The following is a 22,707-nucleotide window of genomic DNA, read 5'->3' as shown; positions in this document are numbered from 1 at the left end:
CCTCACTCAGGCTCCAGGGCTGCTCGCCGGCAGGCTGTCACTCCCCGGCTCGGATCTCGCTACGGCGCGGCTCTACCGCTTCCGCCTTGAACACCTTGACGCACAGCACGCCCTCGCTCAGCGTCGCCCCGATACCTTCGGCGTTGAGCTCGCTGGGCAGGACGGCGCGGTACTCGAACCGGCCGGTGCGCCGCGTGGAGCGGCGCAGGACGCCGGTGCGCTCGCGCTCCTTGCACTCGCCGCTGATGATCTGCGTCGGTTTGCACGCCGCCACGACTGCCGGAATCCTCATCAACACCCGCGCCCGCATCGGCACCGAGGCGTCTGCACCCCGAGCGGTGCGGTGGCGTCGTGCCAGTGACCGGCAGCCGCCGTCAACCGCGGCTGGCTGATCCCCGTGGAGGACCTGCTCGCCGCCGGATCCCGCCTCAACGCCCCCGCCCCGCCCGACGAGAAGGCCGTCGGGGACCAGGCGCCGGCCGCAGTGCAGCGGGACGCCACCGACGACGAGGCGGCGGCCCCGCGGGCCGAGCTGGAGCGGCTGCGGCCCGGGCACGCCCTGGCGCTCGCCGACGAACGCACCGCCCGCGCCCTCGCCGAGGCAAAGGCCCGGCACCTCAAGGCGTGCCTGGAGGAACGCGCCGGCCACCTCGAGGATCTGCAGCGCGCCCTGGCGGCCCCGACCCCGGCTCCGGACCGCGCGGCCATCCCCCCGGCCCGCACCGCCGTTGCCGGCCCCTCGTCGTCCCCGCGCCGGCCCGGCGCCGACGGCGGCCGGGGAGGCTGCGCACGGCGCCGTCTCGGGCGGGTGGCGCCGCTGGTGGCCGGGCCGGGACCGATGCCGTACTGGCTGCGGCACGTTGCGCGGGTTCGGGTGGTGCGCGTCGGCGGGGTTGCCGCGTTCACCCGGTCGCTGAGGTGCCCGGAACGCGGGGAGGGAAGGGGGTGGGCCAGGCGCCCAGGGGGCGGCGTCCGGCCGGATGCGGGGGTGTCGGGGCCGGCTTTGTGGCGGCCGGGACGGCGGCGGTGTCTGTAAGCACTTGTTTTGGCTCCAGTGCACGGAGCTGTTCTGGCTCCACTGCTGGAGTGGAGGGGCGTGTATTGGTGTGATTCACGCTCCCGTAGCAAGGTGATTTGGCTCCACCCAAAGAGGGCACGTCGCGGACCTGCCAGGCCGACCCATCGGCGAACGACGCCGCCTGCGGGACAACCAGTGCGGATGTCGATGGAGCCTCAGTGCTGGATCAGGCCGCCGACCGGGACAGCAGCGACGTGGCCGGTCGCCGGAAGCGTCTGAGCCAGAGCGAGGCCGATGTCGACCAGCGACGACCGGCGCAGGCAAGCGACATCGGGAATCGGAGTCCAGGCCGACTCAGCGATTTCGCCGTTCGGCTCCGGCCGCAGCTGGCCGCCGGTGATACGAACCTGGTAGAAGACGCCGACATTCTGATGCTCCGGTCCCCCGGGGACGGCACGTTCGGCCGCGGGGATCACCCGGGAGTCCACACCCAACAGGCGCTCGACCACCGCGTCGCAGCCGGTCTCCTCAGCCACCTCCCGGATCACCGCGTCGAACGGATCCTCCGCGTGCTCGACCCTGCCGCCCGGAAGGGTCCAGTTGCTCTCGCCCTTCGGCGGCACGTGACGGGAGAGCAGCACCCGCCCGCCCTCGATGCACACGGCGTACGCCGCCAGCCGGAAACTCATCCCCCGCACCTCCCACCGGACCCTATCCCGGTGTCCAAGATCCATTCAGCGCCATGAGCGCAGAGTGGAGCCAGATCAACTTCTTAGCTTGAAATTTAACCTTTGCGGTCTTTGTGCTGATTCCGTTCAGTGATGCTCTCGGGACGTCTGGTCGTTTTGCCGACGTCATGGCGGGTTGCCGGGTGGCGGTTCTTCGATCCACGTGGCCTGCCCGGCCCGGGTGTTGAGGGTTTCGGTGCGCGGGCCGGGCAATGAAGGTGCGGGCGGATGTTCCGGAACCCCCGCCGGACGCGGGCGGGGGTGAGCCGGCCGGGCTCGGCCGGTTTCTCCCAGGGATGGCGGAGGTCGGCGGCGGCATCACGGGTGAGGCGGAGCTGGGTGTGGGCGGCGATGACCAGCCAGGTCCAGTGGTCGGCCGCCTCGGGGCTGCGGAGTTTCGGCCGGGTCCAGCCGAGCGTCTGCTTGATCATTCTGAAGGTGTGCTCCAGATCGAATCTGCGCAAGAACGCCTGCCAGCGCAGGTCGACATCCTCGCTGGTCATGCCGGTCTTCGAGGACCACAGCCAGACGGGCAGCGGGTCCTGGCCGCCGGGCAGGTGGTCGACTTCGAGTCGGATCACAGTGCCCTCGATGAGGGGGAGTTCACCGGTGTGGTCGATCCATGCGCTGCGGGTGGTCAGCTTCGGGTGGAGGCGGTCGAAGGCCATCGCCCGGGCGGTGCCGTACCGGTCGGTGACCTGCACCGTCGCCTGGTCCGGCTCGCCCCAGGTGTCGGGCTTGGCGAAGCGGAACTCCGCACCGTGCTTCAGCAGCAGGCCTCCCTGCCTCGGCTGTGTCCAGGTGGCAGGGACGGGCCTGCGCATCACCCGGTCCGCGCGCATGCGCCCCAGCACCTCCACCGGCAGGCCCTTGAGGAGGTAGGCCATGCGTGGGGCGTCGTAGCCGGCATCGCAGACGACCAGGATGTCCGGGTCGCCGTCCTCCCACTGGCCGCCGTCGATCAGGTCGGCCACCACCCGGCTCACCTGGCGGGCAGTGACCTCGGCGACGTCGTCGTCGGGACCGAGACGGAGCGCGTCCAGGATCTGGCACCACGAGGTGCGTCCTCTCTCCAGAGCGGCGACGAACGAGTACGGCCAGCCCGGGATCAGCTGGTCACTGGAGCGTCCGCTGCGTCCGTAGACGTGGCAGAACAGGCGGTCCGGGCTGCACGGGGCGTCGGGTCGCAGCCAGTGGCTGACGTCGACGGCCAGGACGAGCCGGTTGTCGGCGGCCTTGGGCTGCGGGAGCACGGCCAGCGCACGGCGCAGCCGTGCGGCGTCGATGCGGCCACAGTTCAGCGCGTCGTAGAGCGCGCCGTGTCCGCGACGGTGTTCGGCCAGCAGTGTCAGGTCCACCGGCGAGGTCACCGGCCCGTTCTCGCAGAGCATCGCGTCGCAGAGCTCGAACAGGGTGTCACCGCGCCGGGTCAGGCAGGCGTAGAGGTCCTCCCGGAAGTGTGATGTGAAGTCGAACGCCTCGTGCCGGGCATCGTGATGCAGCAGACTCACCCCTGCGGCCTTCGTATGAGTGTGGTTCGGTGACAGAACGCATGCTCATGCGGAGGCCGTCCGCCTGTCCGGCGAATGCCCAGGTGAGTGACGGTGTCCTACCCGGTGTTCGAGCCCGGACCATAAAGAACAAGCTGAGTACCTGTTTCCGAAATCCGGAAAGGCAGGTCAAAACCACGGGACGAACCGCCCCGGGGGAACTGCGCCGTTCGCTGAACAGTCACGGTGACGGGAACGCGAACGGATCCATCGGGGCAGGCGGTGCACCTGGAACAGGAACCAGGGTCTCCGTGGAGACCCTGGTCCAGGGGCCCGGCTCGGTGGCGTAGATGTCAAGCCTCGTCGGCGGCAGGCCTGCCCTTGCGGGACTTAAGGATCGCACTGCTCAGTGCCATCGACGTGGGCCAGGCGACCATCGTGACGGCGAAAGCGATGGGCCACGCGATGATGAACTGCCTGGGCCATCCGGCCAGCCACTGCATGGACGGTCCCGTGATATTGAGCCGGAACTGACGGGTTTCCCACTGGATCGTGTAGCGGACGTGGCGGGCGGCGAAGTAGCCGCAGACGACGTGGGGCTGCCTCCGGCGCCGGTGCAGGAAGCGGCGGGTCTCGTGGGCGAGAGCGTCGGCTGAGATGGCCCGGGCCGCGTGGACGTGGTGCTTCGGATCGGCGTTCAACAGCTCGTCGGATTCAGCTCGGGGCTGCAGCCGGGCATCAGGTGCAGTTCGACGCGCTCGGCGTGCTCGGCGAGCCAGACCCGGACGGTCTTGCTGCGGTGGACCGGGGGCCGGTCGGCGATCACGTGGACCTTGCGGCCGGCATGCCGGGCGAGGCGGTCGAGGAACGCGCAGAACACCCGTGAGGTGCACCTGCCGGGGAAGACGGTGCACCACAGCGCCCCGCGGGAGGCGACGGCCGACATGAGGGTGACCCTGAAGCGGCGGCCGTTCACCCGCACCAGCGGGGTCACTCCGGCCGGGGCCCACGAGCGTCCCGGCGGGGCGGTGTCCGAGCGCAGACCGCACCGATCGGCCCGGACCGGCTCGGCCTTCTCCCCGCTCGCCCGGGCCCGGATCGCCGGATACTCCTCCTGCAGCCACCGGCTGACCTCGTCGCCCTTCTGCCGGCAGGAGCGGCGGGCGGGCTGCTGCGGGCGAAGCCGTGCCGGCGCAGTCACTTGCCCACACCCCGCTCGGTCATCGACACCCCGCACACCGACCGGATCAGGGTCCGCACCGAGGCGCGGGTCCACAGCACCCCGCTCTGCCCGAGGTCGGCCGGGGTGTCATCCCGCATCGCCTGCAAGACCGCTCCACGGGCGGACTCGTCGACCACCCTCCCTTGCCCGCCCGAGATTCACGCACCGCCGTGAGCGGTGCCTGCCTTCCCCGGTGCGGCAGGCCCGCCACCACGTGCCCACCGGCCGCTCGGAGGCCCCGCACATCTCCGCCGCCTGGCCGTCCGTCCGGATCCGCCCCGACTCCAGCGCACTCACCGCCCGCAGCCGCAGGTCCTCCTGCGCAGCGGGCGGCAGACGCCGCATGTCCCCATCCTCGATCGCGCCCGGTCACCGAGCAGGCAACCCATCAGTTCCGGCTCAATATCGGGCATACCGCATATCTTCGATCCGTCAATGACGGACCCAAAGATCACTACATGGCACCGAATATACATTTAATTGAAGTGGCATTGCGGCTGTCTTAAAATCGATTGCGCGAGCTAGCCCCGGCATGTTGAATACCCGAGTGATCTTCCAGGATTTCGGTGCCTATACAGGTCGCCGATAGAACAGAACAGGGTTGTCCCGCAAATAACCAAGCAGCCTTGCGCTTCTCTGGATTGGCAGGTGCGACGAAGATGGCGAATCCTTTCGACGATGAAGACGGTACTTTCTTTCTACTTACCAATAGCGAGGGGCAGCACTCTCTGTGGCCATCCTTCGCGGAGATTCCGGACGGCTGGCGATCCGTTCACGGTGCAGCTTCCCGACAGTCCTGTCTCGATTATGTCGAGGAACATTGGACTGACATGCGCCCGAAGAGCCTCGTTGAGGCCATGGAAAAGCCTTGATTCCGCGAGCCCTCGCAAGTCCGCAACCCAAAGTCACTGACGCCGACGTGTGACCACCGAACGGCGGCATTTTCACCTCATCTTGTCCGCGCGTGACACGGGTAGATTGTGTGTCATTTCTGGGTTGACGCCGGGAGTCATGCCGTCGGGTTCGACAGCGCTGTCCGTGCGATCTGAGCAGCCATCTGATCTCCGCCCTTCACCGAGAATCCGAACTCCTTTTCTGTCGACTCGTGCCATGAAGGAAGACCATTGCCTGACGAACTGAAGGATGTACAGGTCAACCGCTGGGCCCTGTCACCGACGCAGACTGGCATGTGGCGCGCGTGGGAGGTCGACCCGGCGCGAGCGGTCTTCCGTGGCGGCGAGTACATCGAGATCCACGGTCCGGTGGACCGAATTCTCTTCGAGGCGGCGCTCCAACAAGTCGTCCGTGAGGCGGATACGCTGCATGTCCGGTTCGGCGTGGACAACGGGGAACCGTGGCAGACCGTGGGCGCCACCCCCGCGTGGTCGATGGACTTCGTGGACGTCAGTTCTGAACCCGAGCCACGCGCAGCCGCGGAGCGGGTGATGCGGCAGGAACTGTCCGTATCTCTCGACCTGTACAAGGACCGCTTATTCGGTCACATGCTCTTCCGCGTGGCCGCCGACCGGTACTTCTGGTTCCACCACCAGCACCATCTCGTGATGGACGGGGCATCCACGACGCTGATCGTCCGCCGGGTGGCGGAGCTCTACACCGCGCTGGTGGAGGACCGGCCCCTTAACGAGACCCCGTTCGGTTCGGTCCAGGACCTCTTGGAGGAAGATGTTGCCTACCGCCGGTCATCTCAGTACGCCGACGACGGTCGGTACTGGCGCGAGCGATTTGCGGACAATCCCACGCCCACGCAGTTGTCCAGCCATGCCGGGTCAGGTCCGGCCGAGCCGCTGCGCCACACCGGCTACCTGGCCCCTCACGCGACCGAGGCGGTGCGGGCGGCCCTGAGCCGTACCGGCGCGCGGCTGTCACGGCTGGCCATCGCGGCGATGGCGGGATACGTCCACCGCCTGACGGGCAACCGGGACGTGGTCCTGTCGATGGCGGTGACCGCTCGGACCACGCCCCTCGCCCGCACCACACCGGGCATGCGCACCAACGTCCTTCCGCTGCGCCTGGACCTGCGGCCGAGCATGACCGGTGCCGAGCTCCTCGCGAACACGACGGACGGCATCCGGGAACTGCTCGCCCACCAGCGTTACTGGGGTGATCAACTCGGCCAGGAACTCGGCCGGCCGGTGGGGTTCGGACCGTCGGTCAACGTGTGGCCATTCAACTACGACCTCACCTTCGGTGGCTTCCGCACCACCACGCACAACATGTCCATGAGACACGTCGAGGACCTGTTGCTGTCCGTGTACGACCGGTCGGACGGCAACCCGCTGCGGATCGACCTCGACGGCAACACCGCCCGTCACAGTCCTGAAGAGCTGCGGACCCACCACGATCATTTCCTCGTCTTCCTGGAACACCTGGCGGCGTCGATCGCCACGGGCGACGGCCCGATCGGCGGCATCGACCTTCTGGGGCCCACGCGTCGCCGCCAGGTCCTGGAGCAGTGGAACGACACCGCCCACGACCTCCCCACCGCCCACCTCGCGGATCTCTTCGAAGCGAGGGCACATCAGGCACCGGACGCGATTGCCGTGCGCCACGGCGCCTCCACGGTGACGTACCGCGAACTCAACGAGCGGGCCAACCGCCTGGCGCACCGGCTGATCGCGCGCGGCGTCGGACCGGAGCAGGTGGTGGCGCTCGCACTGCCCCGTTCGCCCGGACTCCTCGTGGCGATGCTGGCCACCCTCAAGGCGGGCTCGGCCTACCTCGCGGTGGACCCGGAGTACCCGGCGGGCCGCGTCGCCTTCATCCTCGACGACGCACGGCCCGTGTGCCTGCTCACCACCGAAGAGATCCGCGGCACGCTGCCCGACCACGCGATTCCGGAACTGGTCCTGGATCCCGCCGACGCCCCCGACGACCGGGACGGGCGCCCGATGACGGACCCGACCGACGCCGACCGGACGCACGCGGTCTCCCTCCTGAACGCCGCCTACGTCATCTACACCTCGGGATCGACCGGTGTCCCGAAGGCCGTCACGGTCACCCACGCCGGTGTGCCCAGCCTGGCGTCCCTGCGCGAACAGCTCTGCATGGACGAAACCTCCGAGGTGCTGCAGTTCCTGTCGCCGAGCTTCGACGGGATGTTCTGGGAGGTCTTCATCACGCTGCTGGCGGGCGCCACGGTGTCGCTGGCGCTGGCAGGCCGTGAACTGGTGGGACCGGTCCTAGGCGAACTGGTGCGTGAGCAGGGCATCACCCATGTCGCGCTGCCGCCGTCGATGCTCGCCGAGCTGCCCGCGGACTCGCTGCCCACGGGCATCACGCTGGTGGTGGCCAGCGAGGCATGCCCCCTGAGCTCGTCCAGCGGTGGTCGAAGGACCGGCTCATGCTCAACTCCTACGGGCCGAGCGAGATGACCGTCTGCGCCACGCTCAGCGATCCCCTGCGAGGGCGCGTCGTCCCGCCGATCGGCAAGCCCATAGCCAACGCCCAGGTCTTCGTGCTCGACGCGGCGCTGCAGCCGGTCCCGCCGGGCACCGTCGGTGAGCTCTACCTCTCGGGACCAGGCCTGGCCCGCGGCTACCTCCAGCGGCCCGGCACGACCGCCGCCCGGTTCGTCGCCAACCCCTTCGGGAAGCCCGGGACCCGGATGTACCGCACGGGTGACCTGGCCCGCTGGCGGCACGACGGCAACCTGGAGTTCGTCGGACGTGCCGACCGGCAGGTCAAGCTGCGCGGATTCCGGGTCGAACTGGACGAGGTCGAAACGGTCATCACCCGGCTGAACGCCGTCGCCCAGGCGGCCGTCGTGGTGCACACAGCACCGTCCGGCCATGAGCACATGGTGGCCTACGTGGTGCCCGCACCGGGCGCGGTCGTCGACGTGGGCCAGGTTCGCGCCGTCGTCGCCGACGCGCTGCCGTCCTACATGGTGCCGTCCGGAGTCGTGACGATGGACGTCCTGCCACGCACCCCCAACGGCAAGCTCGACCGGGACGCGCTGCCCGCTCCAGTACCGGAGCGCTCGCCGGACTCCCGGGTGGCGCCCCGCAACGACCGCGAGAAAGCGCTGTGCGGCCTGTTTGCCAAGGTTCTCGGGATACCCGAGGTCGGCGTCGACGACAACTTCTTCGACCTGGGCGGCCATTCGCTGCTGGCCGCCCGGCTGGTCACCGCCATTCGCTCGGAGCTGGGGGAGGAGGTGCGGGTCGCGACGGTCTTCGACATGCCGACCGCCGCCGCCCTCGCCCGGTGTCTGGGTGCCGACGGACCGGGCCGGACCGCGCTCCGCCCCTCACCGCACGAAGGACCGGTGCCGCTGTCCGCGGCCCAGCGACAGCTATGGCTCCAGCACCAGCTGGAAGGGCCGAGCGCCACCTACAACACGCCCCTGGTCCTGCGGCTTTCCGGAGAGCTCGACGTCGAGGCGCTCCGGGCCGCGCTGGCCGACCTGGTGACGCGTCACGAGACGCTGCGCACGGTCGTCTGCGAGGCCGACGGCGCCGCCCACCAAGTTGTCCTGGGCCCCGCCGGAGCACGCCCCGAACTGACCGTCGTGCCCGCCGAGGAGTCCCGGATGCCCGCCCTGCTGGCGGACGCGGTCCGGTACCCGTTCGACCTGTCCGCGGAACCGCCCGTAAGGGCCACTCTCTTCGTGCTCGGCCCGGCCGAGCACGTCTTCCTCCTGCTGCCGCACCACATCGCGTGCGACGAACTCTCGCTGCGGCCACTGGCCCGGGACCTGGCAACGGCGTACGAGGCGCGCGTCGCCGGCGGCGCCCCGTCGTGGCAGCCGCTGCCGGTCTCCTACAGCGACTACACGCTCTGGCAGAAGCGCAGGCTGGGCAGCGCCTCGGACCCCGACAGCCGCCTCGCCCGGCACCTCGCGTACTGGACCACCGCACTCGCCGGCCTTCCCGACGAACTCGGCCTGCCCTTCGACCGTCAGCGGCCCGCCGTGGCCACCCACCGCGGCGCCGCCGTGCCGGTACGGATCAACGAACCGACCCACCAGGCACTGGCACGCCTCGCCAAGGACGGCCGGACCAGCGTCTTCATGGTCCTGCAGGCGGCGTTCGCGGCTCTGCTCACCAGAATGGGCGCGGGCACCGACATCCCGATCGGCAGCCCTGTCGCGGGCCGGGACGAGCAGGCCCTCGACGACCTGGTCGGCTGCTTCGTCAACACGGTGGTGCTGCGGACCGACACCTCCCAGGACCCCACCTTCCGCGAGCTGCTGGCCCGCGTACGCGCCGCCGACCTGGCCGCCTACAACCACCAGGACGTGCCGTTCGACCACGTGGTGGAGGCGCTCAGCCCCCGGCGCTCCCTGGCGCGGCAGGCACTGTTCCAGGTCATGCTGGCCTTCCAGACCGGCGTGGACCCGGACTTCACCATGCCGGGCCTTAGCACCACCCTGGAGCCGGTAGGCCTCGGGGCGGCCAAGTTCGACCTCTCGCTCAACCTGAGCGAGTCGACCGCAGGCGGACAGGCCAGCGGCATCAGCGGCGTGCTGAACTACAGCACGGACCTGTTCACCCCGCACACTGCCGAAGCGCTGGTACAGCGTCTGGGACGGGTGCTGTCGGCGATGGCGGAGAACCCCGACCAGCGCCTGTCCGCGCCGGACCTGCTCAGCGACGAGGAGCGTGCCGCGCTCTCGGCGCCGTGGGCTCCGGCCGTGTCCGAACCCGCCACCATCGTCGAGCGTCTCGAGCGGCAGGTGCGGCGTGCCCCCGGCGAGACGGCCGTGCGCTCCGGCGGGACGACGATCACCTACGCGCAACTGAACGCACAGGCCAACCGGCTGGCGCGTTGGCTGATCGAACGCGGCGCCGGACCGGAGCGGTACGTGGCTGTCAGCCTGCCGCGCTCGGCCGATCTGGTGGTGGCCATCCTCGCCGTCGTGAAGACGGGCGCCGCCTACGTGCCGATCGACCCGGAGAACCCCGCCGAGCGCACCGCCTACATCACCCGGGACGCGGGTCCCTGCTGGATGCTCGACCGGCTGCCCGACGATCTGGCATCGTGGCCCGAGCACGACGTGACCGACGAGGATCGGACCCGACCGCTGCTGCCCGCCCATCCCGCGTACGTCATCTACACCTCTGGCTCGACGGGGCAGCCCAAGGGCGTGGCGGTGTCGCACCACAACGTCGTGCGCCTCTTCGAGGCGACCAGCGAGCAGTTCGGCTTCGGCCCCGACGACGTGTGGGCGCTGTTCCACTCCTACGCGTTCGACGTCTCGGTGTGGGAGCTATGGGGCGCGCTCCTGCACGGCGGCCGCCTCGTGGTCGTGTCGTACGAGACGTCGAGGTCGCCGGACGACTTTCTCGAACTGGTGGCGACCGAAGGCGTCACCGTACTGAACCAGACCCCCTCGGCCTTCCCCAGTTCATCGCGGCGGACGCCGCGCATCCCGAGTGGAGCGCGGCCCTGCGACTCCGCTTCGTGATCTTCGCGGGCGAGGCGCTGGACCCGGGGCGCCTGCGCGCGTGGTACGAGCGGCACGCCGACAACGCACCGACCCTCGTCAACATGTACGGGATCACCGAGACCACCGTGCACGTCACCCACCTCGCCCTGGAGCGCGGGCACGCCGACGAGCCCTACGGCAGCCCCATCGGCACGCCGCTCGCCGATCTGCGCGGGTACGTCCTGGACGAGTGGCTACGACCGGTTCCGTCCGGGCTGGCAGGCGAGCTGTACGTGGCGGGTCCCGGATTGGCACGGGGATACATCTCCCGGCCGGGGCTGACGGCGGGGCGTTTCGTGGCGGATCCGTTCGGTGTTCCGGGAACACGGATGTACCGCAGCGGGGACCTGGTGCGCAGGCGCGCCGACGGCACCCTGGAATTCCTCGGCCGGGCCGACGACCAGGTCAAGGTGCGCGGATTCCGAATCGAGCTCGGCGAGATCGAGTCCGCGCTGGTCCGGCACCCCGCCGTCGCCCAGGCAGCCGGGGTGGTCCGTGAGGACCACCCCGGCGACCAGCGCCTGGCCGCCTACGTCGTGCCGGCGGGCGAGCGGCGCGTGACCGGTGAGCAGCTGCGCGAGTTCGCCGCCCAGTGGCTGCCGACCCACATGGTGCCCGGCGCGATCGTCACCCTCGACGCGCTGCCGTTGACGGTGAACGGGAAACTGGACCGCCGGGCACTGCCCGCTCCGGAACTGCGAGACCTCAGTGAGGGACGAGCCCCGCGCACACCTCGCGAAGCGGTCCTGTGCGGGCTGTTCGCCGAGATCCTGGGCTCGCCCGCCGTGAGCATCGACGACGACTTCTTTGCGCTGGGCGGGCACTCGCTGCTGGCCACCCGGCTGGTCGGCCGGGTGCGCGCCGAACTGGGCGTGGACCTGCCGATACGAGCCGTGTTCGAGGCGTCGTCCGTCCACCGGTTGGTCCGCCGACTCGACGAGGCCCGGCCCCCCCGGCCCGTCCTGCGGCGCCGGGAGCTGCCCGACCGGATGCCGCTGTCGTACGCCCAGCGCCGCCTGTGGTTCCTGAGCCGGATGGAGGGACCGTCGGCGACGTACAACATGCCGCTGGTGCTGCGGCTGTCCGGGGCTGTGGACGTCACCGCCATGCGGGCGGCCCTGCGTGACGTGGCACAGCGGCACGAGACCCTGCGCACGGTCTTCGGCGACCACGACGGAGAGCCGTACCAGGAGCTGCGTCCGGCCTGCGCGATCGACCTGCCGGTCATCGACGTCGCGGAGACCGAGCTGATCGCGGCACTCGAGGGCGAGGTGCGGAGCGGATTCGACCTTTCCGCGGAACTCCCCCTGCGCGCACGGCTGTTCGCCCTGCCGGGCAGGGGCCACGTGCTGACTCTGGTGCTGCACCATATCGCCGCCGACGGCTGGTCGGTCGCCGTGCTCGGGCAGGACCTGGCCACGGCGTATGCCGCGCGCCGGGCGGGACGGGTACCGTCCTGGCCGGCCCACGTCCGGTACGCCGACTACGCCACCTGGCAGCGTGAACTGCTCGGCGACCCCGAGGACCAGGACAGCGAGATCGCCGCGCAGACCGCCTACTGGGCGGACGCGCTGGCAGGGATCCCGAAATCCCTGCGACTGCCGACGGACCGGCCGCGCCCGGCCGTGGCCAGCCACCGCGGCGCGTCGTTCACGTTCGACATCGACGCCGCCACGCACCGGGCGCTCGGTGAACTGGCGCTGAGCCACCGGGTCACCCCGTTCATGGTGGTGCAGGCAGCACTGGCGGCACTGCTCACGAGGCTGGGGGCCGGAACGGACATCCCCCTCGGCATCCCCATCGCCGGCCGTGGCGACGGTGCCTTGAACGACGCCGTGGGATGCTTCGTCAACACCCTGGTCCTGCGCACGGACACCTCGGACAACCCGACCTTCACCCAGTTGCTCGACCGGGTGAAGGAGACGAGCCTCGCCGCCTACGCGCACCAGGACGTGCCGTTCGAGCACCTGGTCGAACAGCTCAACCCGGCCCGGTCACTCGCCAGTCACCCGCTTTTCCAGGTCATGCTGGCCTTCCAGAACAACCCGACCGGACGCTTCGACCTCACCGGTCTGACCGTGAAACGGCACCACCTGGACGCCGGAGTGGCCAAGTTCGACCTCTCGTTCGCCTTCCGCGAGCGCCACGAGGGCGAGCCCGAGGGGATCCTCGGCGCGGTGGAGTACGCCACCGACCTGTTCGACCGCGGGACGGTCGAGCGGATCGTGGCCCAGTTGCTGCGCTTCCTCGGCGCCGTGATCGCCGACCCGGGCACACCCATCGGGCACGTCGAGGTGATGACCCCGGACGAAACGCACACGGTGCTTCAGCGGTGGAACGACACCACCCACCCGGACCCGGTGCCGTCCCTGCCCGAGGCCTTCTCCCGGCAGGCGGCGCGCACCCCGGAACGGACCGCCGTCACCCAGGGCGAAGTCGCGCTCTCGTACGCCGAACTCGACGCCCGGGTGAACCGTCTGGCGCGCTTCCTCGTCGACCGCGGCGCCGGGCCCGAGCGTTTCGTCGCCGTGCTCCTGCCCCGGTCGCCCGAACTAATCGTCGCCGTACTGGCCGTCGCCCGCAGCGGCGCGGCCTTCGTACCGATAGACCTCGACCAGCCCGCCGAGCGCGTCGCGTTCACCACGCGGGACTCCGCCGCCGTCTTCGGCCTCACCACCGTCGGGACCGCACGGGACGTCCCCCTGCCACCGGACGTCCCATGGATCGCGCTGGACGACGAGGACACGTGTGCGGCCGTGGCCGGGTACGACGGCACCGCCCTGCCCACCGTGCCCCCGCAGCGCACGCCCGCCTACGCCATCTACACGTCGGGCTCGACCGGCCGCCCCAAGGGCGTCGTCGTCGAACACCGTTCCCTGGCCGGCTGACCTCGCGTGGGCCGGTCACACGTACCCCGGTGCGGCCGGCACCGCCCTCCTGCACTCGCCGGTCTCCTTCGACCTCACCCTCACCACCCTGCTGCTGCCCCTGACCGTCGGCGGCCGCGTCTGCGTGGCGGACCTGGACGACGCGGCCCCGCCGCGGGAGGAGATCACCTTCTGCAAGATCACTCCCAGCCACCTCCCGTTGCTCGCCGCGCTGCCCGACGCCTTCGCGCCGACGGAGGACCTCGTCATCGGCGGTGAACAACTGCTGGGCGAGGAGCTGGGGGAGTGGCGCCGCCGCCACCCGGGCGTCACGGTGGTCAACGAGTACGGGCCCACCGAGGCCACGGTCGGCACGGTGGCGCACCGGATCACCCCCGGGGACACCCTCGGCGGCGGGGCCGTGCCCGTGGGCCGGCCCATCCGGAACACCGGCGTCTACCTTCTCGACGAGTTTCTGCGTCCGGTGCCCCCCGGTGTCGTCGGCGAGATGTACCTCGCCGGCGCCGCTCTGGCCCGTGGCTACCTCGGCAGGCCCGGTATGACAGCCGAGCGCTTCGTCGCCGACCCGTACGCCTCCTCGGCCGGGCAGGCCGAGGGAGCGCGCATGTACCGCACCGGAGACCTGGCCCGCTGGCGGGCCGACGGCGTGCTGGAATACGCCGGACGGTCGGACGAGCAGGTCAAGATCCGCGGCCACCGCGTCGAACTCGGGGAGATCGAGGCCCGGATCACCGCGGACCCGCAGGTCCGCACCGCGACCGTCACACTCCGAGATGTCGCGCCGGGCGACCGGCGTCTAGTCGCCTACGTCGTACCGAGCGCACCGGACGTCTACGATCCGGCCGCCCTGCGCGACACCCTGGCCAAGTCCCTGCCCGCCTACATGGTGCCGGCGGCGTTCGTCACACTGGACGCCCTGCCCCTGACCGCGAGTGGAAAGGTGGACCGCCGGGCACTGCCCAGCCCCGAGTTCCGTCCGGCCGCCGCATCGCGCGCGCCGCGCACCCCTCGCGAACGCACGGTGTGCCAGCTGTTCGCCCAGGTCCTGGGTGTGCCCGAGGTCGGCATCGACGACGACTTCTTCGCGCTGGGCGGCCATTCGCTGCTGGCCACCCGGCTGGTCAGCCGGATCCGCTCGGTCCTGGGCGCGGAACTGCCGCTGCGTGCCCTGTTCGAGGCGCCCACCGTGGAGCGACTCACCCGCCTGCTCGACACAGAGGACACGGCGGCCGCCGGACGCCCCGCACTGGTACCGGCCGAACGGCCGGAGGAGATCCCGCTGTCCCCCGCGCAGAGCCGCCTGTGGTTCCTCAGCCGTCTCGAGGAGGGCGGGGCCACCTACAACATCCCGCTCACGCTGAGGCTGACCGGCCCACTGGACCGCCGTGCGCTGGCCGCCGCGCTGCGCGACGTGATCGGCCGCCACGAGTCGCTGCGCACCGTCTTCCCGGAACGCCGCGGTGTGCCCCGGCAGATGATCCTGGACGTGGCGTCGGCGTGGCAGGGCCTGCCGGAGGTTGCGTGCGGCGTCGACGAGCTGCCCGAGACGCTGGCGAAGGCCGTGAGCCACTCCTTCGACATCACCACAGAACTCCCGCTGAGCCCCCGGCTGTTCGTCCTCGGCCCCGACGACCACGTACTCCTCCTGCTACTGCACCACATCGCGGGTGACGGCTGGTCGATGGCTCCCCTCACCCAGGACCTCGCCCACGCCTACACGGCCCGCCGGGCCGGTGCCGCCCCCGACTGGCGGCCGCTGCCGGTCCAGTACGCCGACTACACCCTCTGGCAGCGCCGGATCCTGGGCGACGAGCAGGACGCCGACAGTGTGCTCGGCCGCCAGCTCGACTTCTGGCTGCGTATGCTCGACGGCCTTCCCGACCACCTGAAGCTGCCCACGGACCGCCCGCGCCCGGCCGTCGCCAGCCGCCGCGGCGAAGTCGCCGCCGCACGGCTCGACGCCGCGCTGCACCGGCGCGTCGTCGACCTGGCGCAGGAGACCGGCACCACCGTCTTCATGGTGCTGCAGGCCGGCCTGGTGGCACTGCTGAACCGGCTGGGCACCGGCGACGACATCCCCGTCGGCACCCCGGTCGCCGGGCGTACGGACGAGGCGCTGGACGAGCTGGTCGGCTTCTTCGTCAACACGCTGGTGCTGCGCACCGATGCCTCGGGCGACCCCACGTTCTCCGAACTGCTTGCCCGGGTACGGGAGACGGACCTCGCCGCCTACGCACACCAGGACGTGCCGTTCGAACGGGTCGTGGAGGAGGTCAACCCGCCCCGCTCGCTGGCCCGGCACCCCTTGTACCAGGTGGCCCTCGCCCTGCAGAACACGGCCACGGCGGGCGCCGAGGGGTTCGCCGGTCTCGACACCACCGTCATGCCGGTCGGTACCGGCGGGGCCAAGTTCGACCTGGCCGCCGCCTTCACCGAGACTCACGGCGCCGACGGCGCCCCCGACGGTATCCATGCCTTCCTGGAGTACGCCACCGACCTGTTCGACGCCGACGGTGCGGAACGGCTCCTCGCCCGACTGATCGCGCTGCTGGACGCCGTCACCGCCGACCCGGACCGGCCGATCGGCCTGGCCGACATCCTCACCCGCGAGGAACGCCGGTGGATCCTGCACGACTGGAACGGCACCGCCGCCGAGCGGCCCGCCGACCGGCTCACCCACGAGATGGTCGCCGCGCACGCGGCCGGCACGCCCGACGCCACCGCGGTCGTACACCAGGGCAGGCCGCTGAGCTACGCGGAGCTGGACACCCGTGCCAATCGGCTGGCGCACCGACTGGCCGCGGTCGGTGCCGGGCCCGGCACCGTCGTCGGCGTCTGCCTGGAAGGCCCCGAGGCGGTGGTGGCCCTGCTGGCCGTCCTCAAGACGGGCGCGGCCTGCGTCCCCCTGGACCCCGCCGGCCCCGACGAGCGCCGGCAGGCGATCCTCGCCGACGCGGCCGCCCCGGTGGTGGTGACCCGGCAGAACCTCGCCCACCTCTTCGGAGCGCAGACCCGCGCTCTACTCGTGGACGACCCGGCCGAGCAGGCGGCCCTCGCCGCGATGCCCGGCACCACCCCGGCCGTCACCGTCGGCCCCCGTGACGCGGCGTACGTCCTGTACACCTCCGGCTCCGCCGCCACGCCCAAGGGCGTGGTAGTCGAACACCGCGGCCTGCTGGACCTGTGCCTGTGGCACAACAAGCACCACGCGGTCACCCCCGAGGACCGGGCGAGCCTGCTCGCCCCTCCGGGCTTCGACGCCGCCGTGTGGGAGCTGTGGCCCTATGTGTACGCCGGCGCCTCGGTCCACCTGCCCGACCCGGACGCCGTGGACGATCCCGCCGCTCTGGCGCAGTGGTGCGTTGCCGCAGGCGTGACCGTCTGCCTGCTGCCCACACCCCGACTGCGGGCCCTGCTGGACGAACCGGCCCTCGCCGCCTCGTCCCTGCGAGCGGTGCTGGCCGGCGGGGACACGCTCGGCCGCAGGCCCCGGCCCGGACTGCCCTTCCGGGTGGTCAACCACTACGGACCCGCCGAGCTCTCCGTCGTCGCCCTGTCCGGGGACGTGACGCCGGGCGACGCCGAGGTGCTGCCCCCGGTCGGTACACCGGTGGACAACACCCGGGCTTACGTGCTGGACGCACGGCTCGCCCCGGTACCGCCCGGGGTCGTCGGCGAGCTGTACCTGGCCGGCGAGGGACTGGCGCGCGGCTATCTCGGCCGGCCGGGGCTCACCGCGGAACGCTTTGTGGCGGACCCCTTCGGGCACCTCGTCGGTGAGCCCGGCAGTCGGATGTACCGCACCGGGGACCTGGCACGCCGACGCGCGGACGGCCGCCTCGATGTCGTCGGCCGCGCCGACGACGAGACCGTGATCCGGGGTGCCCGTGTCGAGACCGGCGAGATCGAGGTGGTCCTCGCCACCCACCCGGACGTGGACCAGGCCGTCGTCCTTGTCCACGACGACGGGCCGGGCGGCCGGCAGCTCGTCGCGCACCTCGTGCCGAGGCGCGGCCGTTCGGCAGAATGGGAGGACGTGCGTCGATTCGCCGCGGAACTCCTGCCCGACTACGCGGTGCCCGACCGTGCCGTGGTGCACGACATCCTGCCGCTCGACCCGAACGGCAGGGTCGACCGGCCGCAACTGCGCCTGCCGGCCCCGAGTCCGTGGCGACCGGCTCCGCGCGGACACCGGAAGAGGCCGTGCTGTGCGAGATCGTCGCCGAGCTGCTGAACCTGCCCGAAGCGAAGGCCGACGACAACTTCTTCCTCCTGGGCGGGGACAGCATCGTCTCGATCCAGCTCGTGAGCCGGGCCCGGGAACGCGGGCTGGTTCTCACACCCCGTGACGTCTTCGAACAGAAGACCATGGCAGACCTCGCCCGGGTGGCGGGCACGACACCCTCCGAAACGGTGGACGAGTCCACCGAGGCGGGCATCGGGCCGGTGCCCCTGACACCGGTCATGCGCTGGCTGGAAGACCTCGGCGGCCCGGTGGACGGCTTCAACCAGGCGGTGCTGGTCCGGGTCCCGGCCGGGGCCCGGCACCACCACCTGACCACGGCGCTGCAGGCGGTGCTCGACCACCACGACGCGCTGCGGATGCGCCTGGACCGGCCCACCGGAGCGCCGTGGCAGCTGGAGGTCCGGCCTCCGGGCGCTGTGCGGGCCGGGGAACAGCTGCGCCAGGTCGACGTGGTCGGCCTCGACGAGCCCGAACTGACCCGGCGCATCACCGAGGAGGGTGAGCTGGCGCGGCGCCGGCTCTCACCCGCCGACGGTGTGATGACGCAGTGCGTCCTCTTCGACGCCGGGCCGGGGCAGGCCGCGCGGCTGCTCCTCGTCGCCCACCACCTTGTCGTCGACGGTGTCTCCTGGCGGATCCTGCTGTCCGACCTCGCCGCCGCGTGGGAACACGCCGTGACGGGTCGCACACCGGAACTGCCGCCGGTCGGCACCTCGTTCCGGCGATGGGCACAACGCCTGGCGGACCTCGCCGACGACCCCGCGAGGCTCGACGAGCTCGCGTACTGGGAAGCCGCGCTGCCCCAGCGCCAGGTGCCGTTGGGCGCCACCCCGGATGCCGGCCGTGACACCATGGGCACGGCCCGCCGACTGCGGATGACACTGCCCGCCCACCGGACCTCCCCGCTCCTCACCCATGTGCCCATGGTGGTGAACGGCCAGGTCAACGATGTACTCCTCACCGGCCTGGCTCTCGCGGTGACCACCTGGCAACGGCGCCGCGGTCACGACGACACCAGCGACGTGGTGGTCGACCTCGAGAGCCACGGCAGGCAGGAGACGCCCGGCACCGATCTCTCGCGCACCGTCGGCTGGTTCACCAGCATGTACCCGGTCCGTCTGGCTCCGGGCACCGTGACCTCCGGGGAGTTGCGCGTCGGCGGCCCCGGGGTCGGCCGGGCGCTCAAGCGGATCAAGGAACAGCTGCGGGCACTGCCGGACAACGGCACCGGTTTCGGGCTGCTGCGCCATCTGCACCCGGAGGGCCGCGCCCGGCTCGGCGCGCTGCCCCGCCCGCAGCTCGGCTTCAACTACCTGGGACGGGTCACGGTCGCTCCCGATCAGGACTGGTCCTTCGTCACCACCGCCGGACCGGTCGTGGCAGGCGCCGACCCGGACGTGCCTCTGTCGCACACCCTGGAACTCACGGCGACCTGCCTGGACGGCGCGGAGGGCCCCGAACTCGTCGCCACCTGGACCTGGGCGCCCACATGCCTGTCGGAACAGGACGTACGCGAGCTAGCCGAACTCTGGTTCAGCTCCCTCGACGCCCTGGTGGGATACGCCGAGCAGCAGAAGACCGGTAGTCGGTCACCCTCTGACCTGCCGCTGGTGACACTGAGCCAGAGCGAACTCGACGACCTGGAGGCGCAGTGGGAGTTCTGAGGCCCTCCGGCGCGGCGATCGGTCTACCCGGCAGCGGCCAGGCCAGCGGTGGTCAGGCCGGTGGTGGGCGCGTTCACCAGCACGGCCATGTTTCCCGACGGATGCACGTTCTCGTACATCATCTGGTGGGCCTTGCCGATGTCCTCGAACCCGCCGCACCAGGACAGACAGGGGTCCAGCTGCCCCCGGGCCGCGAGTTCCACGACGTCATGGCACTGCCTGGTGTTGGCGAAGTGCGAACCCTGCAGGCGCTTCTGGCGCATCCACAAGTACCGGAGATCGAGATCGCCGTTGTAGCCGCTGGTGCCACCGCACGTCACCACCATGCCCGCGGTGTCACAGACGAACATGGAGGTCGGAAGGGTGTCCTGACCGGTGTGCTCGAAGACGATCCGGGGGGCCCGCTTCTCGCCGAGGATCTCCCAGATCCGTCGTCCGAACGCCTGGACGCCCTTGGCCCAGGCCGCCATCGCCTCCACGTCGTCGTGGTCCGGCATGCGTCCCCAGTGGTCGAACTCGGTCCGGTTGATCACTCCCTTCGCACCCATCCGCAGGCAGTGCTCGCCGCGCTCGTCCGTCGACACGACCGCGATGGGCAGCCCTCCCTTCAGGGCGGTGATCTGGATGGCCATCGAGCCGAGCCCTCCGGCGCCTCCCCAGATGAGGACCGGGTCCCCGATGCGGACGGTGTGCGGTTCCCAGCCGCACAGTTGCCGGTAGGCGGTTGCCGCGGTGGCGATGAAGCAGCCGGCCTCCTCCCAGGTCATCCTGGACGGCTTGGGGTGGCACTGGTACTCGTCGACCAGGGCGAACTGGGCGAGGGAACCGTAGTTCGTCTCGTATCCCCAGGCTCTCTGGGTGACGGAGGTCATGGGGTCCGCGCCGAGCCGGACGTCCCGTGCGGTCTCGTCCCACTGGCAGCTGGAGAGAGTGACCTCGTCGCCGACCTTCACCTGCTCCACGTCCGGGCCCACCGCCCAGACCACCCCCGCACCCTCCGACCCGCCTATGTGGAAGTCCTCCGTGGCACCCTGGCGTCGGCGCATGGCGATGACATCGATGGGTTCACCGAGCGAGGTCCACACGCCGTTGTAGTTGATGCCCGCGGCCATGACGTACACGAGCACCTGGCCGCGTCCCACGGGCGGAACGTCGACGACCTCGGTACGGATGGCACTCGCAGGCGTACCGAAGCGGTCCTGCCGAACGGTCGATGCGTACATCTTCTCCGGCACCCGGCCCAGAGGCGGCATTTCACCAAGTTCGTACAGCGTCTTCATTGCGATTGCTCCTCGGTTCCCGTTCATTCGGCGTCTGCGGGACGCGCCCGCAACGTATCCGGTGGAACGGGTAGACGTGCTGCACGCCCGCTGTACGAGGCGGTGGCCTCATGACAGGCACGACGTACGTCGATCTTCTCGGGCAGCTGAGTGTGCGCCACGACGACCGGCCCGTGTCCATCCGGTCCCTGAAACAGCGGCACCTCCTGGCCACTCTCGCGCTCCATGCCGGCCAGGTGGTCTCGCACGAGAAGATCATCGACGCGCTGTGGGGCGAGAATCCGCCCGCGACCAGCCTCGCCCTGGTGCACACCTATGTGGCGCGTCTGCGCAAGGCCCTTCAGCCGGGCTGTGACAGCTTCCGTGCCGACAGCGCGTCCCCGAGCCTGATCCGCCACACAGGCACCGGATACCGTCTCGACCTCGGCACGGACCAGGTGGACCTGCTCCGGTTCCTCGACCTGGCGGCCAAGGCGCACGAAGAACACGCGACGCGGAACGCGGAACGAGCCGAGGAGCTCTTCCACGAGGCACTTCGGATATGGCGCGGAAGCGTCCTCGCGGACCTGGACCATCGTCTGGGGCAGGATCCGGTGGTCCTCAACGCGGTCCATCTCCGTCTCACCAGCACCCTGGCGTACGCCGACCTCGCCCTGGAGAGAGGGCACTTCCACGAGGTGGTGCCGCAGCTGCAGTCGGTCACGCCCGAGGAACCGCTCCACGAAGGGCTGCACGCGCGCCTGATGCTCGCCCTGGCGGAGCCGGCCAGCAGGCGGCCGCGCTCGACCTGTTCACCACCTTGCGCAAGCGGCTCTCCGAAACCCTCGGAATCGACCCCGGCCCGGAGATCGAGGCAGCACAGCTGCGTGTGCTGCGCCAGGATCTCCCCTTCTCGGGCGCGTGCGGGCCGCGCACGGCTCCATGGAAACCCCCGGTCCCGGCCCAGCTGCCCCTGAACATCGCCGGATTCACCGGACGTGCGGAACCGATACGGCAGCTGGACCGGCTCCGCGCGGCGAGCGGCGCCCCCGCGTCGGGCCTGGCGATCGCCGCCATCACCGGCCCGGCGGGGGCCGGCAAGACGGCGCTAGCCGTGCGCTGGGGCCACCAGGCCCAGATCCACTTTCCCGACGGCCAGCTCTACGCCGATCTGCGCGGAGTCCCCCGTCCGCTCCCCGCACCACCACCGAGACCCTGTCGATGTTTCTGCGAGCACTCGGGGTTCCTCCCGAGGCGGTGCCCGACGACGAGGACGAGCAGGCAGCCCTCTACCGGTCGATGCTCGCCCACCGCAGGATCCTCGTGGTGCTGGACAACGTTGCTTCCTCCCATCAGGTCCGCCCGCTGCTCCCCGCCGGACGGCACTGCATGGTCGTGGTCACCAGCCGCACCGAACCGACCGGACTGATCGCGCTGGAAGGGGCCCAGCCGATCCGCCTGGGTGCTTTCACCCCGCAGGAGAGCTCTGTCCTGATCAGACGGCTGATGCACGGCGACCCAGCCGGGGCGGGGACCGGGCCGGGCGCCGAGCTCGGGCAGCTGAGCGGACACCTGCCGCTGGCACTGCGCCTGGCAGTCACCGACATCGACCGCCGCTGCGTCGTCAGCTGTTCCGCGGCGGCGGCCACCGCACCGAGGACCAGGCACCCCGCGCTCACATCGCGCCCCAGGACGACACCGGCGCAGGAGCAGCTCGCCGGAAACTCGTGACCGCTTGACC

15 protein-coding genes and 1 pseudogene are annotated in these 22,707 nt (G+C 70.8%); 9 read left to right on the top strand and 7 right to left on the bottom strand.

The annotated features are described in order from the left end of the window. Positions 1-37: 37 nt before the first annotated feature. Positions 38-274 carry an Hsp20/alpha crystallin family protein gene (locus WJ438_RS01780; protein WP_406723657.1) on the bottom strand — a complete coding sequence of 79 codons (237 nt, stop codon included), beginning with the start codon at positions 272-274 and terminating at the stop codon, positions 38-40. Positions 275-397: 123 nt separating this feature from the next. Here WJ438_RS01780 and WJ438_RS01775 point away from each other — a divergent pair, with 123 nt between their 5' ends. Beyond that, a complete protein-coding gene (locus WJ438_RS01775) occupies positions 398-1,036 on the top strand; it encodes a hypothetical protein (RefSeq protein ID WP_406723656.1) in 639 nt (212 codons plus the stop codon). A 197-nt stretch (positions 1,037-1,233) separates the two neighbouring features. Here WJ438_RS01775 and WJ438_RS01770 read toward each other — a convergent pair whose 3' ends face one another. The 5 genes from WJ438_RS01770 to WJ438_RS01750 form a co-directional block, all read right to left on the bottom strand. Continuing rightward, the gene (locus WJ438_RS01770; RefSeq protein WP_406723655.1) at positions 1,234-1,707 is read right to left on the bottom strand and encodes an NUDIX hydrolase; all 474 of its coding nucleotides are present in this window, start codon (positions 1,705-1,707) and stop codon (positions 1,234-1,236) included. A 95-nt stretch (positions 1,708-1,802) separates the two neighbouring features. After that, positions 1,803-3,251 carry an NF041680 family putative transposase gene (locus WJ438_RS01765; RefSeq protein WP_406729558.1) on the bottom strand — a complete coding sequence of 483 codons (1,449 nt, stop codon included), beginning with the start codon at positions 3,249-3,251 and terminating at the stop codon, positions 1,803-1,805. Positions 3,252-3,589: 338 nt separating this feature from the next. Next, positions 3,590-3,937 (bottom strand): hypothetical protein, encoded by a 348-nt coding sequence (locus tag WJ438_RS01760; protein WP_406723654.1) that lies wholly within the window; start codon positions 3,935-3,937, stop codon positions 3,590-3,592. Next, on the bottom strand, positions 3,934-4,437 hold the full coding sequence (locus tag WJ438_RS01755) for a transposase (protein ID WP_406723653.1): 504 nt from the start codon (positions 4,435-4,437) through the stop codon (positions 3,934-3,936). Before WJ438_RS01755 ends, WJ438_RS01760 begins: the two co-directional genes overlap by 4 nt. Further along, the gene (locus WJ438_RS01750; RefSeq protein ID WP_406723652.1) at positions 4,434-4,556 is read right to left on the bottom strand and encodes a winged helix-turn-helix domain-containing protein; all 123 of its coding nucleotides are present in this window, start codon (positions 4,554-4,556) and stop codon (positions 4,434-4,436) included. The genes WJ438_RS01755 and WJ438_RS01750 overlap by 4 nt, the downstream gene beginning before the upstream one ends. Positions 4,557-5,117: 561 nt before the next feature. Here WJ438_RS01750 and WJ438_RS01745 point away from each other — a divergent pair. The 6 genes from WJ438_RS01745 (at position 5,118) to WJ438_RS01720 (ending at position 19,707) form a co-directional block, all read left to right on the top strand. After that, entirely contained in the window at positions 5,118-5,330 is a 213-nt protein-coding gene (locus WJ438_RS01745) for an MbtH family protein (RefSeq protein WP_406729557.1), read from the top strand. A gap of 252 nt (positions 5,331-5,582) precedes the next feature. Then, complete coding sequence (locus tag WJ438_RS01740) at positions 5,583-7,850, top strand: condensation domain-containing protein (protein ID WP_406723651.1); 2,268 nt, start codon at positions 5,583-5,585, stop codon at positions 7,848-7,850. Further along, positions 7,778-10,888 (top strand): condensation domain-containing protein, encoded by a 3,111-nt coding sequence (locus WJ438_RS01735; RefSeq protein WP_406723650.1) that lies wholly within the window; start codon positions 7,778-7,780, stop codon positions 10,886-10,888. Before WJ438_RS01740 ends, WJ438_RS01735 begins: the two co-directional genes overlap by 73 nt. After that, positions 10,885-13,797: a condensation domain-containing protein gene (locus WJ438_RS01730; protein ID WP_406723649.1), complete on the top strand. Its 2,913-nt coding sequence runs from the start codon at positions 10,885-10,887 to the stop codon at positions 13,795-13,797. The genes WJ438_RS01735 and WJ438_RS01730 overlap by 4 nt, the downstream gene beginning before the upstream one ends. 49 nt (positions 13,798-13,846) lie before the next feature. Then, the gene (locus WJ438_RS01725) at positions 13,847-18,031 is read left to right on the top strand and encodes an amino acid adenylation domain-containing protein (RefSeq protein WP_406729556.1); all 4,185 of its coding nucleotides are present in this window, start codon (positions 13,847-13,849) and stop codon (positions 18,029-18,031) included. Beyond that, positions 17,965-19,707: a condensation domain-containing protein gene (locus WJ438_RS01720; RefSeq protein ID WP_406723648.1), complete on the top strand. Its 1,743-nt coding sequence runs from the start codon at positions 17,965-17,967 to the stop codon at positions 19,705-19,707. Before WJ438_RS01725 ends, WJ438_RS01720 begins: the two co-directional genes overlap by 67 nt. A gap of 23 nt (positions 19,708-19,730) precedes the next feature. Here WJ438_RS01720 and ccrA read toward each other — a convergent pair whose 3' ends face one another. Beyond that, entirely contained in the window at positions 19,731-20,987 is a 1,257-nt protein-coding gene (gene ccrA, locus WJ438_RS01715) for a crotonyl-CoA carboxylase/reductase (RefSeq protein ID WP_406723647.1), read from the bottom strand. A gap of 110 nt (positions 20,988-21,097) precedes the next feature. Here ccrA and WJ438_RS01710 point away from each other — a divergent pair. Both WJ438_RS01710 and WJ438_RS01705 read left to right on the top strand, forming a co-directional pair. Then, positions 21,098-21,801: pseudogene (locus WJ438_RS01710) on the top strand (BTAD domain-containing putative transcriptional regulator); the annotation flags it as partial. A gap of 386 nt (positions 21,802-22,187) precedes the next feature. Further along, on the top strand, positions 22,188-22,697 hold the full coding sequence (locus WJ438_RS01705) for a hypothetical protein (RefSeq protein WP_406729967.1): 510 nt from the start codon (positions 22,188-22,190) through the stop codon (positions 22,695-22,697). Positions 22,698-22,707: the final 10 nt, after the last annotated feature.

It is taken from the genome of Streptomyces sp. GD-15H (assembly GCF_045291515.1).
GTDB lineage: Bacteria > Actinomycetota > Actinomycetes > Streptomycetales > Streptomycetaceae > Streptomyces.
This window is presented reverse-complemented; position numbering and strand designations above follow the sequence as displayed.